Genomic DNA, 17238 nt, shown 5'->3' on the forward strand with positions numbered 1-17238 from the left:
CATCGTTTACGGAAAAACGATAATATGCGTCCGCCCAGGATTTCTGAGCGGGCGCATATTATTTTAAAATTCTTAGGGTCTTCCTCGCAGACCGAGCCATCTGCGGGTCATGTTCCTCTATCCGGTCGCAGGTGTCCCTACAGGCTTCCCTGTGGGCCTCGTAGCGCTCTTTAAGGGTGAAGCTCCCACAGGAACATATAGGCTTCCTACAGACCCCATTCTCGCCCAGCGCTGGGCATGCAGAAGTATCAGACAATATCCACCTCCTTCAGTAGCTCATCACTGGCTGGCGTTCAAAAATATGTTTCACAACTTCCGAGAAGTCACTAAACCAGGTCAGCTCGGCAGGGGCATTTTTACGGTGCTCCAGATTGTGTGGTACCCGGCGGATCAGAACCTCATGACCAGCCTCCAGACCCGTCAAAGCATTATGGTAGTTATCCTCCACAAAAATAGTGGGCTCATACTGCTTCAGCTGGTCGAGCTTCGATGTCCCCATCGGGGTGAAATCGATCTTGGAGAAGGCACCCTCGCCGAAGACATTACTCACATTGGAAATGCGCCTCTGCATCGTCATCTCACTTTTGACACATGCTGTTACGATAACGGGATCATATCCCGCTGCTACCAATCTTTTGATGCCTTCTACGGCGCCAGGAACAGGTTCTAGCTCCCCGAAATATTTGGACGTGCTGAACTCTATGAGAAGCTCAAGGACACGTTCTTTCTTAAGTCCCGTCCATTTCAGCATATTCCAGTTACAGGGATCTCCACCCAGCGTCTTGATGCCGTAATATTTCCATAGAAACTTCGAGAAACCTTGGGGGAACTGAAGACAAATGTCGTCGCAGTCAAAAATAATCTTTTTCATAATCAATCCTTATTACAAACTTGATGGATACCGGTCAGAAACTCAGCAAGGGATCGATATCCCTCATAGAGTTCATAGTGTGACTGGCCATGCTTTGAGTTTACGTAGTCAAACAGGTAATCTTGCTGATGCCTGGTCAGGTGATGAGGACCAAACTGATCAATAAGGTCCTCTTTGAACTCGGAAAACCGAGATTTGTAGAGCTCATCCTTCTCTGGACAGATGGCAGAACTCGCGCCTTCTAGGTAATACTCCAGCGACCTTTTGAGCGAAGAACGACCGTTAAGGCGGATGAGGAAGTCTACTTCGCGAGCCATGCTTCAGCCTCCTCCCATCTGGTCATGCTTTCAGACTGCCGCATAAGGAGACGGAACATACGTTCCCGAATTTCGTCTTCATTTTTGGAACTGAGAACCAATGATCGATCTTGTTTGTCTTCGATAGTAGGAGCATATTCGGTTGCGAATTTCTTACGGTCATCGCCGCAGACTTCCTTGCCTTGCTTCCAAAGCGCCGTGAGGTGTTCCAGCTTCCCCGTGAAGGCAGCCCAGAAGTCACCTTCAAAGCTATCCAGATAGTCACGCTTTCGACCAACGGTCTGCGACTTTACGTCATCAATCTGCTCATTAATAATGAGAGCAGCGATGTGACGCTTGGATTGCGGCAAGTCAATGTTGCTGATGACTGCATGCAGACGCCCATACCAAGTATTCTTGGCTTTGAGCATATGGCCATTACGCATCCGAAATACAGCACCTTCCTCGTTGGTGCGCGCACGCAGTTGCTCTAGTTTATCCGCGATATCTCCCTCGAAGTGATCCCACGCCTCATAGATTTCTACGGGCTTGGGCCCTGCGAGACCGATCTCTTGTTCATCGAGATAGTTACCTGAATAGGTGTCCCGGACTGCCAATAGAGTAAGCTCAGGATCACCATATTTTACGACTACCTGGTTATCATCCCCGGTAAACTCGTAAACGGGTGTCAGGCCATTTTCGCAAGCCTCTTGGATCTCGGAGATCTCACGGCTGGAGTACTCCTTGTAGAGGTGATCCGTAGCTAAGTGAGCGGCATCCGAATACCCACGCTTTGTCATCATCACCAGACGGTCATCAAACACAATGGGACGGACCATGGAGCCATCCAGTTTTGGATAGGCACGCTCAAGGTCTTGCCACCGGATGTTCTCTACCCGGGTCTCGTCGCGTTCACCGATATTGAAGAATTTATGAGGAGGACGGCTGAGAAGACGGCCGCTCTCAGTATCAAACATCAGACCACGACACTCACGGCGCAAGGCAGCAAGCTCCGGATCATCGGTCATGTCGAACAGTTTAGGATCTAGGATAGCGTACTGGAGACAAGTCAGATGACCTACCTCCCGACAGTTAATGCCGTCCACACCCTCAATCGCAGGAAGAACATCCTCGAGGGTCTCGATACGTGGAAACTCATAGTTCATGAAACAGTGCTATCCTTATATATACATGCCTTAGTAAAGGATAGTTATGCACAGGTCAAGTCGAGTATAATCTTGCGTTCTTGCGACCATGTATAGTTATTATACGAGGACTTGTCATGCACCCTTCCAAAGAAAACAAACTGGACGTCCATATCGTCGCCATCATGGCGCTGGACAAGAAGATCAATGACCTTCAGGCCCGTACATCTGCTGATCTCATAGCGCCAAACGATGTTGGCATCTCTGCAAAGCCTAAAGAGATCAAGGACAAGGTAGAGGACATGATCACTGACAGCTTCGGACCTGATGCTTGGTCGGTACTCGAAAAGTCACTCGGGCTAGGAAAGAGCGGCGCCCTGCTAGACATAACCGACACTATTACCTCCGCTGACGACCTTCTGTATCGAGCACGGGCGAATATGATCGCAAATGGACGGCCTGCCGCATATGCAAGAGCCGCATATGACTTGCGGCAGCGCGCTACGACACTGACACTTGCCGCCCCCGCAGCAACTGCACTGGGAACACTAACTATAGCCGCGAGCACACCGGCCGCTCTGATCGCAGGGACTGTGGTTGCTTTGATGAGGTACAAGGCCTTGGCGAACACCGCTAGGCAGCTCTGCAATCTAAAAAACTACCAGAGCATGGATGCGCTCATCGAGAAGCGCCATAAACATGTTTTCGCCGCCAAGAAACTCACAGGCCAGATTAATCAGGAGAGGGCGCCGATCCTGAAAAATCTGGGTAAATCCTTCAAGGCTATGATGAAGAGCCCTAAGAACACAGGTTCTAATGTGCTTGCGATGAGTGAGAAAGGTAAGCCAACCGATATAATGCTCGAAGAGACCGAGATGAGTTTACTGGACGTTGTCAAAGGCGACAATGAGGCCATAAATTCTATAGTGAATGAGATCAACAAGAGTGCTGGTGAAACGAAGTTCCCTACCTATGCGGAATTCGATGAAAATGGTCAGGTAACCATCAAATACAAAGAAGAACCCAGACACGACATCGACGCGCACGTTCCCGATGTTGAAGCACATATGCCCCCATAATCCTGCCCTTACTTATGACGGAATACTTATATGACCACAAAATACTACCATATAACCGCTATGGAGAACCTAGAGTCCATACTCAAGGAAGGCTTGAAGCCTCAGATCGGACCACGTGCTCGTGAGATCGGAGAGAAGGAGGCTGCTGTGTACCTGTTCCCGACGATGAGCGACTTGGAAGACGCTCTGATGTCCCCTTGGGGAGAAGAAGCTTGGGATGAAGATCTAGACCACGCGATTATAGAAGTTACGTTCCCAGAAAACGCACGCATTGGACAGAATACTGATGTTGAGTACGAAGTTTCCTGTCTCGACCACATCCCCCCAGAGAACGTAAAGCTCTTTCGAATTGAACCGGCGGCCGACACAAGCAGGATTAATTTCCCAGGTATGTAAGAAAGAAAAGGCACCCGCGAAGATCATATTTTTGGTGGGCACCTAGGAATGAATTAGGGCGCTGGGCTCTCTACCGGTCTTGGCGTAGGCTCTTCTTTATGAACATCGGCGCCCGGCAGAACCTTCAACAGCTTCTCGACCTTTTCGTCGATCTTCTCTTCGGTAGCCGCCTCGAACTCAGCCAATATGGCATGCGGAAAGTAGCTTCCCGCAACCTTGGCTAACGCTGCCCAGTACTGCACTTCGTCTTCATACTCAGCACACCCTTCACTGCCATCGGCATGGGTGGTCATTGGAACGACGTCGATTTCGAGATAGGAGTGATCTTCCCAGCCGGAAGCCATAGTGTCCTCATTATTCACAAGGCTAACGACAAAGTCTCGTGCCTCAACTGGCCATAGAGCATTGGTATCCAGCTTAGCCTGTCTCGTCGGATTACCGTAGGTTTTATAGCCATCGGCATCTTCGTGTATGACCGTCGCGCCATTCAACCTTGGATCATCATAATAGATTATCTCTTCGCTATCGCTGAGATCCATCTGCGCGCGTGCCACATCAATCTGCTCTCTAGTCAGTGCCACATCAGGTGTTGGAACAGGCACCCAATCGAACTCGCCATCGAATTTAGACGGCCTCAAGTACACCGTACCCCCTCTCTTTTCGTCCCAGCGAGACACCCTCATCTTGTGCGGAGGAAGGAAAGACGGATCACCGTCAAAAATATGAAAGGTGTCGTTCAGGTTAGCGAGGTCTTCTAGATACTCTTCTTCGTTTTCAATAGGCATATTTCAAACTCCATTTGCTTTTATCTACGGCCAGGCCCCATACTCCAGGACCTCGCGAAATGTCGCACCCTACGAGAAGGTGTTTTCCATATTTTTTGACCAACCAGTGTCTGGAGACCAAACACCCGGTGACGGCCCTTCATCTCGCACATAGTCGACAACGGGACCGATGAATTCTCTGATTTCCTTGACACACTCCACGAAGTCCGGGATGTCACCACCATATTTTTCGCCGAAGGCATGCCACTGACGTTTTAAGCTATCCCCGTCGTATGTATTGAGCACCTCCGGATCGAGCACATCAATCTCACTCATGGGTGGCAACTCGACATTCAACTGCTCCAGGGTTCCCCGAACCTCTTCGGCTATTACGTCAGCGTCGATCTCAAGAACGGATGCAAACCTTTGCACATCGAAGAAGTCCTTCACGCGGCTCGTGGATAGCCCCCATACAACCATTGCTCGGAACTTCTCTGCTATGGCATTCTCTGGCGGCACAGCCAGCACAGTCACAGGTTCCTCACCCTTGATCATGGGAGGGAACTCAATAGTGCGCAGAGGAGCATGGATCTTATTCTCAAAGCCGAGATCAATATCCAGAACATAGGCCGACTTACCAACCTTCGCCTTCAAAGACAGCTTCTGACCGGCAATGGTCGCATGCGTACGATCCTTCTTGAGGCTCACTCCATCTTGAAGAAGGAATTCTACGCCGTCCGGTACCTTCGGCTGCTGGGTAAGGATATCTTTCAATGCAGCAGCGAGCTGCTTATCGTCCATAGCCTGGCTCACATTGAAGTCGATATCTTGGGTCGCACGCCAGTCTTCATTGGTAACTTTTCGCATCATCTGCGCGCCTTTAAGAGCAAACTGATCTCGATAGGAACTCATCTGTAGTCTTCGCATAAAAGCGCGATGAATGAATTCATAAAATAGGTTGTCAGGAGACTTGTCCGCTTTATGCTCACGACCCCTGATCTCAGCCTTTTCCTTGGCACGCTGCTTACTCAGCTCTTTGAGCTTGTCGCTGGCACCATGACCTGAGAGGCCTTTATTTTTAAGCATGACTACATCTCCATCTGTAAGGTGGAAATGCGTCTAAGCTTGCAAGCTAGAACTTCAGTGTGACGCCTTCGTCCTCGATGCTGCGAGAGGAATTCTTCATGGCGATACGAACTGCGTTTTCGACGCCGAACTCACGAGCCATCTTATCGAGCAAGGCAGGGTTCTTGTCGGGGTGACAGGCATACCTATTAAGAGCATCAACGGCCGTTTCCTCATCAACGTCACTGCGTCCGTTCAAAGGGCTATAGTAGACGAGATCAACGACCGTGCGTTCGAGATTGGTAATCCGGATAGGAACCCCACGGTGCTCCCCATAGACTTCTACACCTAGGTTGGTCTTTGGCCCTTCACTAAGGCGCCTGTATTTGAAGTCATCACCGGCAGGAAGACCTCTGTCGCGGTCGAGCCCCAGGGTCACATATTGGACGTTGCCGTCGACATTCAGCTCATGGAAGGATGCCGCTGAGTAAAGATGAACGAAGGCAGTATCTCCGCCGTTCTTGAGACCTAGCGAGAATGTCTCGAAGTTTGGATGAGGAGGATAGTTGCTCTCCTTTACATATTTTTCGTCAAGGTAATACACTCCCCGGATGAGCGTATGCACGATTTCTTGTTTCTCGAGCCTTTTTAGCACTCTTCGGTCGATCCCCGCTTCATCAAGTGCTGCTGTTGAGAAGAACCGGCCGCTTTTCATAACCTTTACGGCATCGCGCATTTTCGGACCCATGATAACCTCTATCTGTGCTTGGCTATCTGCAAGTAAGTCTCTCTTCAGCAAGATAGTAGTCAATTTTTTTGACTTTCTCATGAATTGTCAGGAACAGATCTGTGATTTATTTGTTTCATACATGTAAACAACATGGCCAGAATGGGACATTCTTTGGTGTTCAAATTGACAAGCGACCATCAATCCGTCTATATCTGGCTTTAGTAAGAAAAAATATAATTAGAGGTATCCTTTTATGGAACGTTTCTCGGCAGAGAATGAATTCGACCACGACGCACTCATGTCGAAGGTCACAACGAATTTGAACGGATCCAAAGATCGGCTAAAGAGCATTGAGAAATCACTGAGCGACATTTCGAAAAGAAGCACAGAACTCATGTCGGATTATAGCGATTGTGACGATATTGTAGAAATCGTAAGTGCTGCTATTTCAGCGAAAGCTGAGGCTCGAATGAAAGTACGGCTGGCCAAGAAATTCGTAGCGAACCCGATGCCACGGTATCAGGCTAAGTTTTCTTCTATTGCGGATGATGCTGAAGCCCACCTAAGGGTGTCTAAGCACCACCTCGCTAAGGCCGAGGGACTGGTTCCTAAAACGACTATGAAGATGTAAAAAATAAGGCCTCCTACTTTAGGGGGCCTTATTTTTAGTGGGTAGATAGGTAACGCAATTTCCACCTTATGACTACTAATTGCCTACTGTATGACTACAGAGCGACCACACCGGGGCCACCTGAACACTATTCAGCAGCGGGCAACCCAAACATCGCTGGCAACGAGCTCAAAAGCGCGGTCACGTCCATCCCGTCATAAAATCCAGATGTTGTAAGCCCATTCAGCTCCACGATCTTCGCCCCGTTGGGCGTGTCAGCCATGTCGATCACGAGGCTATCCTCGTATCCATCCAGGTATCGGATAGCCTTCTCTACAGCAGGGATCATATCGGCCGGTGGAGATCTCTTCTCATCTGGGAGAGTTGACCAGGAATAGGGTGCGTAAGTAGCGATCTCGCCCGCTACGATCCAAAATCTCCACTCCACCACATCAAGGGTCTTGCGCGGGAACAGAACGCAAATTTCCCCTGCGTCAATAGCTTCAAGCTGCTCGTAGGCAGACAGGTTGTGGGCATACTGATCCCAGGTGGTGTCAAACCCAGCGAACGGCTTCCATGGGCTATTAGGGCGGATGAAAACTCCGTCCTCACCAAAAGCTTTCTTTACTGTTCTGACCGTCATTGGATCACGCAAATACCCCCAGGGAAATAGAATGCCAAATGGATTTAGAAGCATGTCGTTTGGCAAATGCGTTGCATAGGATGACCACGTGAGTTTTGCCTGATCCGCAATTACACCAGATTGAACTTTGGTAAGCTTTTTATACTGGAGATGGCTGGCAAGTCTGATACCTGCGAATACCATGATCGGGTCATTAGGATCGAGAGCTGTCTTGAACAGCGTACGATCAATATCTTCAATGGAGTGTGAAAATCTTTCGGTTTCGATCTGATGCCCCTGCCATCCGAGAGATGAAATGGCTGAGGAGATATCCTGCCCTCTGATGATCTCATTCTGAAATACGATATGCATATGCTTTCCTTACAATTTGAAAATATGATCGATCACCACACAAAGCAACCGACCCCCAGACATGCGAAGGGCGCCAACTGAACATGAGTTGCAGCTGACGCCCTTAAAAGCTGTCTAAATTTGCAGTCAGCCCATCGCTGGGGCAGCCATGTCCCGTGCATTCTCGACTGCTTGAGCCAGAATATCATGGAGGCGGTTGTCCATGTGCAGATTAGCATCCTCGTTAAGGAGGTCGTTTACTGCCCGCGCAACTTCATCAAGAGTACCAAAAGACTGGTCTTGCTCGACACCGCCCACTTCGATCACGAAGCGACCGTAAGCTTCGACATGAACGATTGCATCCTCGATTTCGTGATGCTGGATAATCCGCTCGCCATTCGCTGTTTGAATTTTCGGAAGAATACCGACTCTGTTATTGACCGATTTTGTCATCTGTCTATTTTCCTGCTTCGCCGTAATGATTTCGGCGGTTTCGTTTATGGGTTCAACTAGCAAGTACAAGCTTCTTGTGCCTGTGCTTGCAACTTCTCATATTAATCTATGTCGTGCAAGATCAAAATACATTTGTTCTTGCTTTTCTTTGTTTTTAGTTAGCCATTCCAGGTGCATTATCCGCTGACGGTCTGGCGCTTAGCCCAGGACGCCGACGCAGCAAAGGACGCCGGGTAGCGGGCGCGAACCTAGAAGTCTTCGGAACATCAGATTCCAGCAAGAACGGCTCAAGCTGTTTCAGCTTACGAAGAGAAATCGACGTGTAGGTAAGGCGACGATTGCCCTCAACTTTCTTGATACCCTCCTCGAAGGCCCGTCGGCTGCCGATATTGACGCAGATATCCTTCATGCGCGTCACACCAGTATAGATCAGGCTACGCTCAAGCATATAGCTGTGCTCTGGCGTAACCACCATAATAATACCGGGGGCCTCTCCCCCCTGCATTTTATGTACCGTCTGGGCCCAAGCGTGATCCAGATCGTTGATGTCGGAGCCATCAAACTTAACCGTTCTGCCCTCGAACTCGACGAAAATCTGCTCTTTCCCTTTTTGCGGCATGGAAGTTTCCACCACGTACCCGACGGTACCGTTCATCACCTCTTTGTCGTAGTCGTTACGCGTCTGCATAACCTTGTCACCCACACTCCATTTACGACGACGGATTTCCACCGAGTGACGATAGTTGCCTTCACGGAACGGGTTCACAGAATCCTTGATGATCTCGTTCAAGCGAGCGCAGCCCAAGTCACCCTTTCTTTGAGGTGAGATGACCATCGTATCCTTCACCGGATCCAGACCGCGCTCAACGAAGTCCATATTGAGTGTCTCAAGAATGGCAGCTGTGATTTCCGCAGCATTGTCCGCTTCGATGAACCTAAAATCATCGTCATTGAACTTAGGCATCTCACCTTTTGAGATAGCTGCGGCAGCCGGGATAAGGCCACTGGAATCGGCTTGGCGATGGACGACCTTCAGGCGAGACACTTCGATTGCTTCACTTCTAATGAAGTCCGCCAGTACCTGACCTGGACCGACACTCGGAAGCTGATCGTCATCACCCACGATAATGAAGCGAGAACCGCTCTTCAGGGCCTGAAGGAGATCATAGGCAAGGCTGGTATCAACCATCGAGAATTCATCCACGATAGCAGTGTCTGCCGCCAGAGGATTGAATCTATTATACACGAACCCAGCGGACATCGGATCGTACTGAAGACCGCGATGGATAGTTTTACCTTCACCACCGGCCGCCTCACCCAAGCGATGAGCAGCACGACCAGTAGGAGCCATCATCGAGATGCTTTTTTCCTGTTCCTGGCGCAGAACGTTCAAGATAACCGACTGTGTAGTGGATTTACCGGTGCCAGGGCCACCCGTGATGATGGAAACCCCTGTACAAAGGCTGGTGATAGCAGCCTCGCGCTGACTGGGATCTAGAGTAATACCAATTTTGGCTTCGACCTGCGCGACCTGATCCTTGTATGCCTCTCGCTGCTCATCGCTGATCACAAAGCTTTCTTGCAGACGAATAATATCCTTAACAATATCACGCTCACGCTTAGCAATGTAGGACATCGTGTAGGATTCAACATCGTCATAATATGTAAGGATTTTCGCCTCGACCAAAGCGTCCAAGCGCTCGTCAATTCTTTGCTTATCCGAGATACCAATCCGGGTCACAGAGTTGATAACCTTGGTTTTACGCACCCGAGTATAGCCGGAGTTTTTCATCTCCTCTTCGATTGTAAAACGGATACCAGCATCATACCGGCTGTCTTTCTCCATCGAGACGCCAAGCTTTCGGGCAACCTCGTCCATGATCTTGAAGCCCAGCCCCTTTACCATCGTGGCAAACTTCCACGGATCCTCATGCAGTGCACCGGAGACCCCACCCATCGAATGCGCCATGATTTTCTGCAAGTATTTCATTGGCAAGATGTCATCGGCGACCAACTCGAGGATTTCATTAGGAATGCTCATCGACAACCAAGCTGCAACCAGATCCTCTGCCACTCCGGCCTTAATGTTGCCCTGCTGAGCCAATCGCTCCGGGTCTTGGAGTGCCTCATGCAAATCATCCGGAAAGGCTGCAATCAATTTTTCAGCCGACTTTACACCAAAGCCGCAAACCGGAGCTTGAAGGACCCATCCCTGCGCTCCCTTGTTGGTAGCCTCGGCATGCAGGGAAATGTAGGTCGCCGCGATCTGTGGCGCTCCCTTGTACTCTCCTTGCTCTCCCGAAAACTGGATTTTGCTGCCAGGCGAAATCTCGTGAATCGAAGTTCCCTTAACAGTAATTTCTCCGCCGAACACGTCACCCTCATCCACGAGCAGAATGAAGAATGCTCCGGCATCGTTAGGTGTCTGGAAAATAATCTTGCGTACGGTGCCCTTGAAATCAGCCATGGGAACTCCCCGAAATTTTGAAGTATCTGTTCGATCCGCTAAGCATAGCGGCTATACATGAAGTAGTAATGCATAATGTTGACTAGCGCAAGCGACAAACGCGGCAGACTCAAGCATTGTGTAGAACTATTCTTCTGTGTTCTTGCAAAACAACAGGGCCCCACCAATCTGGCAGGGCCCTGAAAACTAGTTTGCGCTCTTTACAGGATGAAATCTGCGTCGCTCAGCAGGTTGATATCAAAATCCGAAAGAGTGCAGATCTCGTACCCAGCCGCTGATGAACCACCTGGATTATAGCTCAAGTCCACATCTGAACCGTTCTGAATCATACTGATATAGCCACCTGAGATGGCGCCACCTGTATGGATACCAAGGTCGGTGATATCGATGAGATCGCTACCATCAGTGAAGTCGGTGATCTCATCAGCATGCCCAGCGCCCTCGTTGAAATCGAAGACGTCAGCTCCGAGGCCGCCTGTTAGGACATCGTTGCCCTCACCCCCTGCGATGGTATCGTTTCCGCGACCTGCATCCACGACATCATTCCCTTCGGCAGCATCGATCCTGTTGGCATACGCGTTGCCCCAGATGGCATTGTTCTGAGCATTCATCGTCAAGTTTGCGTTTTGTGCGCTATCAAAGATGCGTGCCAGTTCGGTGCCATTCCCTCCATCGAAGGATCCAGTGCCAGTAATGAAGACTGCATCGTAACCTTCGCTTGGGTTGTCCTCGCGAACACGATCACCCTCATTGTCGACAACATAGACGTCATCACCTCTGCCACCGTACATGTGATCGGCACCCTCGCCTCCATCAAGGCGGTCGTTACCGACGCCACCAAAGAGAAGGTCGTTGCCAATACCGCCATCGAGCTTGTCATTGCCAGAACCACCGGTCATGACATCGTAGCCTTCACCGCCATAGATCCGGTCATCACCATCATCACCATGAAGGAAGTCACGCCCTGCGCCGCCAGAGATGTGGTCGTGGCCAGCGCCGCCACGAATATAATCCCAGCCTGCTTCACCCCAAAGGCGGTCGTCACCGATGCCACCAGAAATATGATCATTCCCTGAACCGGCTTTGATGGTGTCATCACCGTCGTGTCCCCAGATGCGGTCGGCGCCACCTCCGGCGAAAACCATGTCATCACCCTCACGGCCGAGAACCCTATCGTTACCGGAACCAGTCATAATTCTGTCGTCACAGCCACCACCGTCAACGAGATCGTCGCCCTCACCGGAAATAATGCGGTCACATCCTTCGCCACCGGCAATAGTGTCATCCCCACCTCCAGTAACGATGTAATCAGAACCATCGAAGCCGAACACCAGGTCTTCACCGTCGCCACGACCCGTAAAGATCGTATTGTGCTCATCATTGCCCCAGATGCGGTCGCTCCCCTCACCCGTGATAATGTTTTCGATGATTGTTCCAGCAGCAATCTCCAACGCAGCCCCGTCGAAGCTGGTGCCTCGGCCTTCTTTAAGGGAGAAGACCACGTTCTGTCCCGAGGAGGCAAAGTTCAGAGTGTCTTCTCCGCCATCCAAATCAGTGATGAAACGGATTGCGCTATCATGATTGAAGCGATCACCGTATTCGTCGGTAAAGTAATACACGCTGTCCGGGCTGGCATTATCGCCGTAGAAGTTGATTCCGGCCTCCTCAGTGGTCACTTCGATAGCGTCCCCAGTCTCTGCATGACGGAACTCTACACGCCACACACCTGAGCTGCTCTCGCCCCAGAAGGCGTTCGAAGTATAGGTCCAATTCAGGCTGCCGGTATGATCTTGTGCGTGCGAAAGTCGAGATTCAGTGCCCTTTGGAGAAACCAAGTATAGCGAGACCTCTGAAAAGTCGTGGTAGTTCCAATCCAAACTCAAATCAACCATATCCAGTTCTATATCCTGACTGATGGTCATCTCAATTTCTGATACTGCCATCCCCCAGTTGTCTATCGTGCGGGACGCTTGAATCATATTATCGTAAGTCGACTGACCTATCCAATTTTGGGCCAAACGCGTTGCGGCAGACATGTCGACAAGACCGTGACCGTAATCACCTGAGAAAATCATACCGCCACCATTCCAATTCCCGGAACCATTCTCGACCCAATCGGACGCGGACAGGTCGTTGGTGTTTCCATCTGTCGCAAGCCCGTCATCAATGCGGCGACTGGTAATAGCCAGGATCTCTTTCACATCACGGAAACCTAGGTTCTCATTAGCCTCTAGCATGGCCGCCACTACGCCAGACACCAGTGGAGCCGCATAGCTTGTCCCGCTGCCGAAATAGGCAGTGTTACCCTCCTCACGCAGAAGAACAGTCTCCCCTGGCGCGGTGACGAGAAGGTTGGAGCCACGACTACTAAAATCTGCAAAATCTCCGTCTTCACCAATCGCACCAACGGTAATAGTCCCCAAGTGGTTCTGTAGCCAATGGGAGGTTGTCTCTACTCCAGTGTCACGGTCGTTACCCGCTGAGAAAACTACAACCTGGCCCAAACCATCACGACCATCTGACAGTGCCTCGGTAAAGTTAGCGCTGTAGTTGATACGGGGATAATGACTGAAGTCGCTATCATAATTTAGAGACCAACTGTTGTTGAGGATATCCGAACTGTTCAGGCCAGCACGAAAGCCCTGAGACAGTGTGCTCATGTCTGAAAAGCCTACACGGTAGCCATGCCACTCTACATCAAATCCGCTTCCTACAACCCCTTCGCCATTATCGGCAGCTACCAAAAATCGAGCGACTCTCGTTCCGTGCGCCTCTTTGCTTCCTGTACCTGAATCGTGAATGTAGTTATCACCATCTGCATAATCATAAGACCGCGAGGCGTTAAAATTCGCAGTCAGGTCGCTATCTGTTAGATCGAAACCATCATCCACGATACCTACTGTAATACCACTACCGGTAAAGCCGGTTTCCCAGGCTTCCTCTGCCCGGATGCCGTACTCTCCATCGAAATGCCAAGATCTTCCATACCCCGGCTCATCTGTCGGATCTGCGGGAATTGCTTTGATTTGATCGTTCATCGTAAAACTCCATTCTAATATGAATAATATACACGATGAACTTGAAGATACGTTTTCTGTTCTTGTTTTTCCTTGCTTGATCGCAAATTTTACTATAACACAACACCGATTACTGGATTAAGCATGCATAAATTTATTGTACTACCTCATAAGATCATCGAAAGCAGAAAGGCGGGTACGATGCTTCCCGTCTTCCACGACATTATGAGCGGCGACGAACATGTCTGCGCTGAACTCTTCGGGCCGGTCACCCTTAAGCAAGCGTCAGACTTTGCAAGAGACCCTCATTCAACCTGGTTTGAGACTGACGGAGACGTGCGACCTCTTAAAGGTAAGCCCAACCACTCCAGCAAACCCCATATCATCCACGTGAACCGATCCCACATCTCTATGAACAAGAGAGATCGCACAACGATCCCAGTCTTCACTGTAAAAAGCCCCGGGATGAAGGCACGCTACGGGCACCGCATCGAGATTGATGGACCAGTCTTGCTTATCCACTCTGCAACGCCCCTATCGTGCGGCGCAAGGGCTTGGATTGAGACGTTCACGCCCCCCAAAATCCATGATGAGAAGACGTTCGGGGAGGCTAGATCAGAAACTATTCATGGTTAATCATGAAAAAGATGTTGACTGAACCTGTCTTTGCTTGCTAACAGAAGAACAACGGGCCACATGTTGGCCCAATCACAAGCAAAAAACGGATTTTTTCATGCCCTTCGACGTAGCTGACGTAGCAACCCCTTCAACCGACCTGATGATAGAAGAAATCGCCCGACTAGAAGACGAAGCCTTCCAATCCGAAAAAAAGCTTCGTGAAATCACAAACCTGCTCGACCACGCTCGGAACATCTTGGCGTGCGACCCAGAAAACTACGACGACGCAAAAGAAATGATGACGGACGCAGACCAAATGCTGGCGGTCTGCATCGCTATCGGACTTAGAGGTCCGAAATACAGCGGTAAGTCCGCATGAAAAATAAGCACATCGAAGCTTATATGAAAGCGGCCTTCGTTTTCGCCAATCTTTCACACTCGAAGCGCCTGAAGGTTGGCGCCGTAGTCGTGAAAGACGACCGCATCCCCTCCTATGGATACAATGGAACTCCACCGGGATGGTCTGAACCCTGCGAAACCACCGTTTATGCTGAGACAGATACCGCCTGCGTAGAGGAGTTTCCCCATGTAAGTGAAGATGGGCGCCGGTATAAGCTGGTGACCAAGCCAGAAGTCATGCATGCAGAGTTCAATGCTATCGGAAAACTTGCAGGCTCAGGTGAGAGCTCGAAAGATGCCGTGATGTTTGTCACCAACCAGCCGTGCTTTGAGTGCGCCAAGCTCATCCATCGCGCTGGGATCAAAGAAGTATATTATGCAGAGCCCTATCGGCTCAAAGATGGGATCGAGCACCTTCGTAAAGCTGGCATCAAGGTAACCCACGTGGACGTCAAGCGACCGGAATAAGGTACCGTTCACAGAACTGATCGCCAGATGCCTGGCACCAAGGACCGCCTTCGTGGCGGTTTTTTGTTGCCTATATTTTTGAAACATGAACTATTCTTTAATTCAACCGTTGACAGACCATGTTAATGATGGATAGAACCCTATTAATCCTTGCAACACCAAGAATAGAGCAAACAACATGAACACTCCTCTTACAACCTTCGCACCTACTGCTGAAAAGACCATAGACCTCGACGTTCTTGCAGATGGCAACACTGCCCAACACATCGGCCTCGCTCTGCAAGCGGCCGTAGATACCATTAAAGAAGAGAATGATGTCGACGGAGACGTTCGCTTCTACATGGGCCCCAATGGTTTCACAGCATACTGGACACCTGTAAAAAAGCCCTGCGAAACCGCAGTAAAGCTTGCCGAGACCCGTGAAGAGACAATGGCACGGCGCCAAAAAGCAATCCGCACCAAAGCGAGCGCAAAACTCGCCTCAGCCTGCAAGGCCCTCGGTATTGAAAAAGGTGAGATGAAATGAACCGGGGACTTATCTACATGTCCCCGATTGATGTGCACTCGATCCTAACCGGTCACTGCACAATCATCAAAGGGATCGAAACCAACCTATCCGGCGCGATGATTATCGACCTAGTGGCAACCCACCCCACCAACAAGATGATGGGGCACGTTGTTGCTCATGTGGAGGAAAACAGCCTGGTTCTATCCAAGCCATTCCGCCTAGGTGAGCCGGACCCTATCCCAGTCACTCACGAAAATTACGTTATCGTGGTTAACGACCGGCCTTCTTTCAAAAACTGATCGTTGCTTTCAGTATCAGCTAGGGTCCGTCCTATCACGTTCGATCATCTTTTCTAAAAAAGCTTCTTATTTTACTGATAATCTTGGCGACGAAGACGACAACTAGATACATCCACATGGGGGCCGTAAAAACACAAATTGCAGCCCCCATAGCTTCCAGCCCCAACATTCCAGCAACCAAAAATCCCATAAAAATTGAGAATGCTACGAAGAGGAATTCAGTAAAGGTCATATTACTCTATGCCAGCCTCTCTAAGCATCTTCTCGATGATAGGCACGTCAGTCGGGTTGTTGAGTTCCCAAAACTGATAACCACGCCCCATTTCAACGCACTTCACCTTCACGCTATTTTCTAGGAAGCGAAGCTGCTCGAGACCTTCCCATTTTTCCCAGCGACCCTCACGAAGATCCATGTACCTCGCCAAAGCTTCGCGGCGGTAGCCATAAACACCAACATGGTGGAAAACAGGCATGCGCATCTCTTCGGGGACGCCCTCTCCCGTGTAAGGGAGAACTTCCTTAGAGAAATAGAGAGCTTCCATCTTATTATTAAAGACCACAGTGGTGCCGCCTACCCGACCGTTCGCTCTGTCATTTTTAAAGCCAGCCAAAGCTTCTGCATCACAACGCAGGACAGGCGTTGCTACCGCTATATTGGGATCATCAAATGCAAGTACGAGATCTTCGACAAAGGCTGCTGGGGTCAACGGTGCATCGCCCTGCAAGTTCACGATGATATCGTAGTTGCGGTATTTCTTGGCGACATATGAGCAACGCTCAGTACCATTGGCACAGCTTTCCGGGGTCATCACGACCTCGGCCCCAAAGCTACGTGCGTGCTTGCAAATTTCCTCTGAGTCAGTGGCGACGACGACTTTATCAGCCACCTTTACCGACATAGCAGCCTCCCATGATCGCTGTACCAGGCTTTTTGTCTTTCCGGTTGCGCCAGTTAGCTCTGCCAAAGGTTTCCCAGGATAACGCGTGCTCGCATATCTTGCTGGGATAACAATCAAAACTCTTTTGTTAACAGTCATAATAATCTTTCCGATATCTATGACTGCATCATATCGAACAGAA

Annotated in this window: 20 protein-coding genes; 8 read left to right on the top strand and 12 right to left on the bottom strand. The window is 50.0% G+C overall.

All coding sequences use genetic code 11. The features are described from left to right. Window positions 1-268: 268 nt before the first annotated feature. From J7392_RS02425 to J7392_RS02435, 3 genes are read right to left on the bottom strand one after another with little or no spacing between them, the layout of a single operon-like run. On the bottom strand, window positions 269-871 hold the full coding sequence (locus tag J7392_RS02425) for a hypothetical protein (protein ID WP_209216002.1): 603 nt from the start codon (window positions 869-871) through the stop codon (window positions 269-271). 2 nt (window positions 872-873) lie between these two features. Then, the gene (locus J7392_RS02430; protein ID WP_209216003.1) at window positions 874-1188 is read right to left on the bottom strand and encodes a hypothetical protein; all 315 of its coding nucleotides are present in this window, start codon (window positions 1186-1188) and stop codon (window positions 874-876) included. Continuing rightward, the gene (locus tag J7392_RS02435) at window positions 1173-2333 is read right to left on the bottom strand and encodes an RNA ligase (protein ID WP_209216004.1); all 1161 of its coding nucleotides are present in this window, start codon (window positions 2331-2333) and stop codon (window positions 1173-1175) included. The genes J7392_RS02430 and J7392_RS02435 overlap by 16 nt, the downstream gene beginning before the upstream one ends. Before the next feature lie 116 nt (window positions 2334-2449). Between J7392_RS02435 and J7392_RS02440 the strand changes: the two genes are divergently transcribed. Together J7392_RS02440 and J7392_RS02445 are read left to right on the top strand one after the other, a co-directional pair. After that, the gene (locus J7392_RS02440; RefSeq protein WP_209216005.1) at window positions 2450-3391 is read left to right on the top strand and encodes a hypothetical protein; all 942 of its coding nucleotides are present in this window, start codon (window positions 2450-2452) and stop codon (window positions 3389-3391) included. Window positions 3392-3421: 30 nt separating this feature from the next. Then, a complete protein-coding gene (locus tag J7392_RS02445; RefSeq protein WP_209216006.1) occupies window positions 3422-3787 on the top strand; it encodes a hypothetical protein in 366 nt (121 codons plus the stop codon). A 53-nt stretch (window positions 3788-3840) separates the two neighbouring features. Here J7392_RS02445 and J7392_RS02450 read toward each other — a convergent pair whose 3' ends face one another. The 3 genes from J7392_RS02450 to J7392_RS02460 form a co-directional block, all read right to left on the bottom strand. Continuing rightward, complete coding sequence (locus J7392_RS02450; RefSeq protein WP_209216007.1) at window positions 3841-4572, bottom strand: hypothetical protein; 732 nt, start codon at window positions 4570-4572, stop codon at window positions 3841-3843. A 69-nt stretch (window positions 4573-4641) separates the two neighbouring features. Then, window positions 4642-5637 carry a nucleotidyl transferase AbiEii/AbiGii toxin family protein gene (locus tag J7392_RS02455; RefSeq protein WP_209216008.1) on the bottom strand — a complete coding sequence of 332 codons (996 nt, stop codon included), beginning with the start codon at window positions 5635-5637 and terminating at the stop codon, window positions 4642-4644. Between the two features lie 46 nt (window positions 5638-5683). Then, window positions 5684-6415, bottom strand: coding sequence for a type IV toxin-antitoxin system AbiEi family antitoxin domain-containing protein (locus tag J7392_RS02460; RefSeq protein ID WP_209216009.1), 732 nt, complete (start codon window positions 6413-6415; stop codon window positions 5684-5686). Window positions 6416-6599: 184 nt separating this feature from the next. On the opposite strand from J7392_RS02460, the gene J7392_RS02465 reads away from it, so the two are divergent. After that, the gene (locus tag J7392_RS02465; RefSeq protein ID WP_209216010.1) at window positions 6600-6977 is read left to right on the top strand and encodes a hypothetical protein; all 378 of its coding nucleotides are present in this window, start codon (window positions 6600-6602) and stop codon (window positions 6975-6977) included. 127 nt (window positions 6978-7104) lie between these two features. Here the strand turns inward: J7392_RS02465 and J7392_RS02470 are convergent, their stop codons facing one another. The 4 genes from J7392_RS02470 to J7392_RS02485 all read right to left on the bottom strand — a co-directional run bounded on the left by J7392_RS02470 (window position 7105) and on the right by J7392_RS02485 (window position 13887). Next, window positions 7105-7950, bottom strand: a complete 846-nt coding sequence (locus tag J7392_RS02470) for an ATP-grasp domain-containing protein (protein WP_209216011.1) — start codon at window positions 7948-7950, stop codon at window positions 7105-7107. A 126-nt stretch (window positions 7951-8076) separates the two neighbouring features. Beyond that, window positions 8077-8445: a hypothetical protein gene (locus J7392_RS02475; RefSeq protein ID WP_209216012.1), complete on the bottom strand. Its 369-nt coding sequence runs from the start codon at window positions 8443-8445 to the stop codon at window positions 8077-8079. A gap of 91 nt (window positions 8446-8536) precedes the next feature. Next, on the bottom strand, window positions 8537-10849 hold the full coding sequence (locus J7392_RS02480; protein ID WP_209216013.1) for an AAA family ATPase: 2313 nt from the start codon (window positions 10847-10849) through the stop codon (window positions 8537-8539). 200 nt (window positions 10850-11049) lie between these two features. Then, window positions 11050-13887, bottom strand: a complete 2838-nt coding sequence (locus J7392_RS02485; protein WP_209216014.1) for a S8 family serine peptidase — start codon at window positions 13885-13887, stop codon at window positions 11050-11052. Window positions 13888-14010: 123 nt separating this feature from the next. Between J7392_RS02485 and J7392_RS02490 the strand changes: the two genes are divergently transcribed. From J7392_RS02490 to J7392_RS02510, 5 genes are all read left to right on the top strand, one after another. Next, window positions 14011-14502, top strand: coding sequence for a hypothetical protein (locus J7392_RS02490; RefSeq protein ID WP_209216015.1), 492 nt, complete (start codon window positions 14011-14013; stop codon window positions 14500-14502). 97 nt (window positions 14503-14599) lie between these two features. After that, window positions 14600-14863, top strand: a complete 264-nt coding sequence (locus J7392_RS02495; protein ID WP_209216016.1) for a hypothetical protein — start codon at window positions 14600-14602, stop codon at window positions 14861-14863. Next, a complete protein-coding gene (locus tag J7392_RS02500; protein WP_209216017.1) occupies window positions 14860-15351 on the top strand; it encodes a deaminase in 492 nt (163 codons plus the stop codon). Before J7392_RS02495 ends, J7392_RS02500 begins: the two co-directional genes overlap by 4 nt. A gap of 178 nt (window positions 15352-15529) precedes the next feature. After that, the gene (locus J7392_RS02505; RefSeq protein ID WP_209216018.1) at window positions 15530-15877 is read left to right on the top strand and encodes a hypothetical protein; all 348 of its coding nucleotides are present in this window, start codon (window positions 15530-15532) and stop codon (window positions 15875-15877) included. 17 nt (window positions 15878-15894) lie between these two features. Then, the gene (locus J7392_RS02510; RefSeq protein ID WP_209216019.1) at window positions 15895-16158 is read left to right on the top strand and encodes a hypothetical protein; all 264 of its coding nucleotides are present in this window, start codon (window positions 15895-15897) and stop codon (window positions 16156-16158) included. Between the two features lie 34 nt (window positions 16159-16192). Here the strand turns inward: J7392_RS02510 and J7392_RS02515 are convergent, their stop codons facing one another. Both J7392_RS02515 and J7392_RS02520 read right to left on the bottom strand, forming a co-directional pair. After that, window positions 16193-16390, bottom strand: coding sequence for a hypothetical protein (locus J7392_RS02515; RefSeq protein ID WP_209216020.1), 198 nt, complete (start codon window positions 16388-16390; stop codon window positions 16193-16195). Between the two features lies 1 nt (window position 16391). Then, the gene (locus tag J7392_RS02520; protein WP_209216021.1) at window positions 16392-17195 is read right to left on the bottom strand and encodes a manno-octulosonate cytidylyltransferase; all 804 of its coding nucleotides are present in this window, start codon (window positions 17193-17195) and stop codon (window positions 16392-16394) included. Between the last annotated feature and the right edge of the window lie 43 nt (window positions 17196-17238).

The sequence above is a fragment of the Sulfitobacter sp. R18_1 genome (assembly GCF_017743915.1).
Taxonomy (GTDB): Bacteria; Pseudomonadota; Alphaproteobacteria; order Rhodobacterales; family Rhodobacteraceae; genus Sulfitobacter; species Sulfitobacter faviae.

Coding starts and splice junctions, on each gene's coding strand:
- J7392_RS02425 (WP_209216002.1), bottom strand. CDS start 871: ATGAAAAAGATTATTTTTGACTGCGACGACATTTGTCTTCAGTTCCCC.
- J7392_RS02430 (WP_209216003.1), bottom strand. CDS start 1,188: ATGGCTCGCGAAGTAGACTTCCTCATCCGCCTTAACGGTCGTTCTTCG.
- J7392_RS02435 (WP_209216004.1), bottom strand. CDS start 2,333: ATGAACTATGAGTTTCCACGTATCGAGACCCTCGAGGATGTTCTTCCT.
- J7392_RS02440 (WP_209216005.1), top strand. CDS start 2,450: ATGCACCCTTCCAAAGAAAACAAACTGGACGTCCATATCGTCGCCATC.
- J7392_RS02445 (WP_209216006.1), top strand. CDS start 3,422: ATGACCACAAAATACTACCATATAACCGCTATGGAGAACCTAGAGTCC.
- J7392_RS02450 (WP_209216007.1), bottom strand. CDS start 4,572: ATGCCTATTGAAAACGAAGAAGAGTATCTAGAAGACCTCGCTAACCTG.
- J7392_RS02455 (WP_209216008.1), bottom strand. CDS start 5,637: ATGCTTAAAAATAAAGGCCTCTCAGGTCATGGTGCCAGCGACAAGCTC.
- J7392_RS02465 (WP_209216010.1), top strand. CDS start 6,600: ATGGAACGTTTCTCGGCAGAGAATGAATTCGACCACGACGCACTCATG.
- J7392_RS02470 (WP_209216011.1), bottom strand. CDS start 7,950: ATGCATATCGTATTTCAGAATGAGATCATCAGAGGGCAGGATATCTCC.
- J7392_RS02480 (WP_209216013.1), bottom strand. CDS start 10,849: ATGGCTGATTTCAAGGGCACCGTACGCAAGATTATTTTCCAGACACCT.
- J7392_RS02485 (WP_209216014.1), bottom strand. CDS start 13,887: ATGAACGATCAAATCAAAGCAATTCCCGCAGATCCGACAGATGAGCCG.
- J7392_RS02490 (WP_209216015.1), top strand. CDS start 14,011: ATGCATAAATTTATTGTACTACCTCATAAGATCATCGAAAGCAGAAAG.
- J7392_RS02495 (WP_209216016.1), top strand. CDS start 14,600: ATGCCCTTCGACGTAGCTGACGTAGCAACCCCTTCAACCGACCTGATG.
- J7392_RS02500 (WP_209216017.1), top strand. CDS start 14,860: ATGAAAAATAAGCACATCGAAGCTTATATGAAAGCGGCCTTCGTTTTC.
- J7392_RS02505 (WP_209216018.1), top strand. CDS start 15,530: ATGAACACTCCTCTTACAACCTTCGCACCTACTGCTGAAAAGACCATA.
- J7392_RS02510 (WP_209216019.1), top strand. CDS start 15,895: ATGTCCCCGATTGATGTGCACTCGATCCTAACCGGTCACTGCACAATC.
- J7392_RS02515 (WP_209216020.1), bottom strand. CDS start 16,390: ATGACCTTTACTGAATTCCTCTTCGTAGCATTCTCAATTTTTATGGGA.
- J7392_RS02520 (WP_209216021.1), bottom strand. CDS start 17,195: ATGACTGTTAACAAAAGAGTTTTGATTGTTATCCCAGCAAGATATGCG.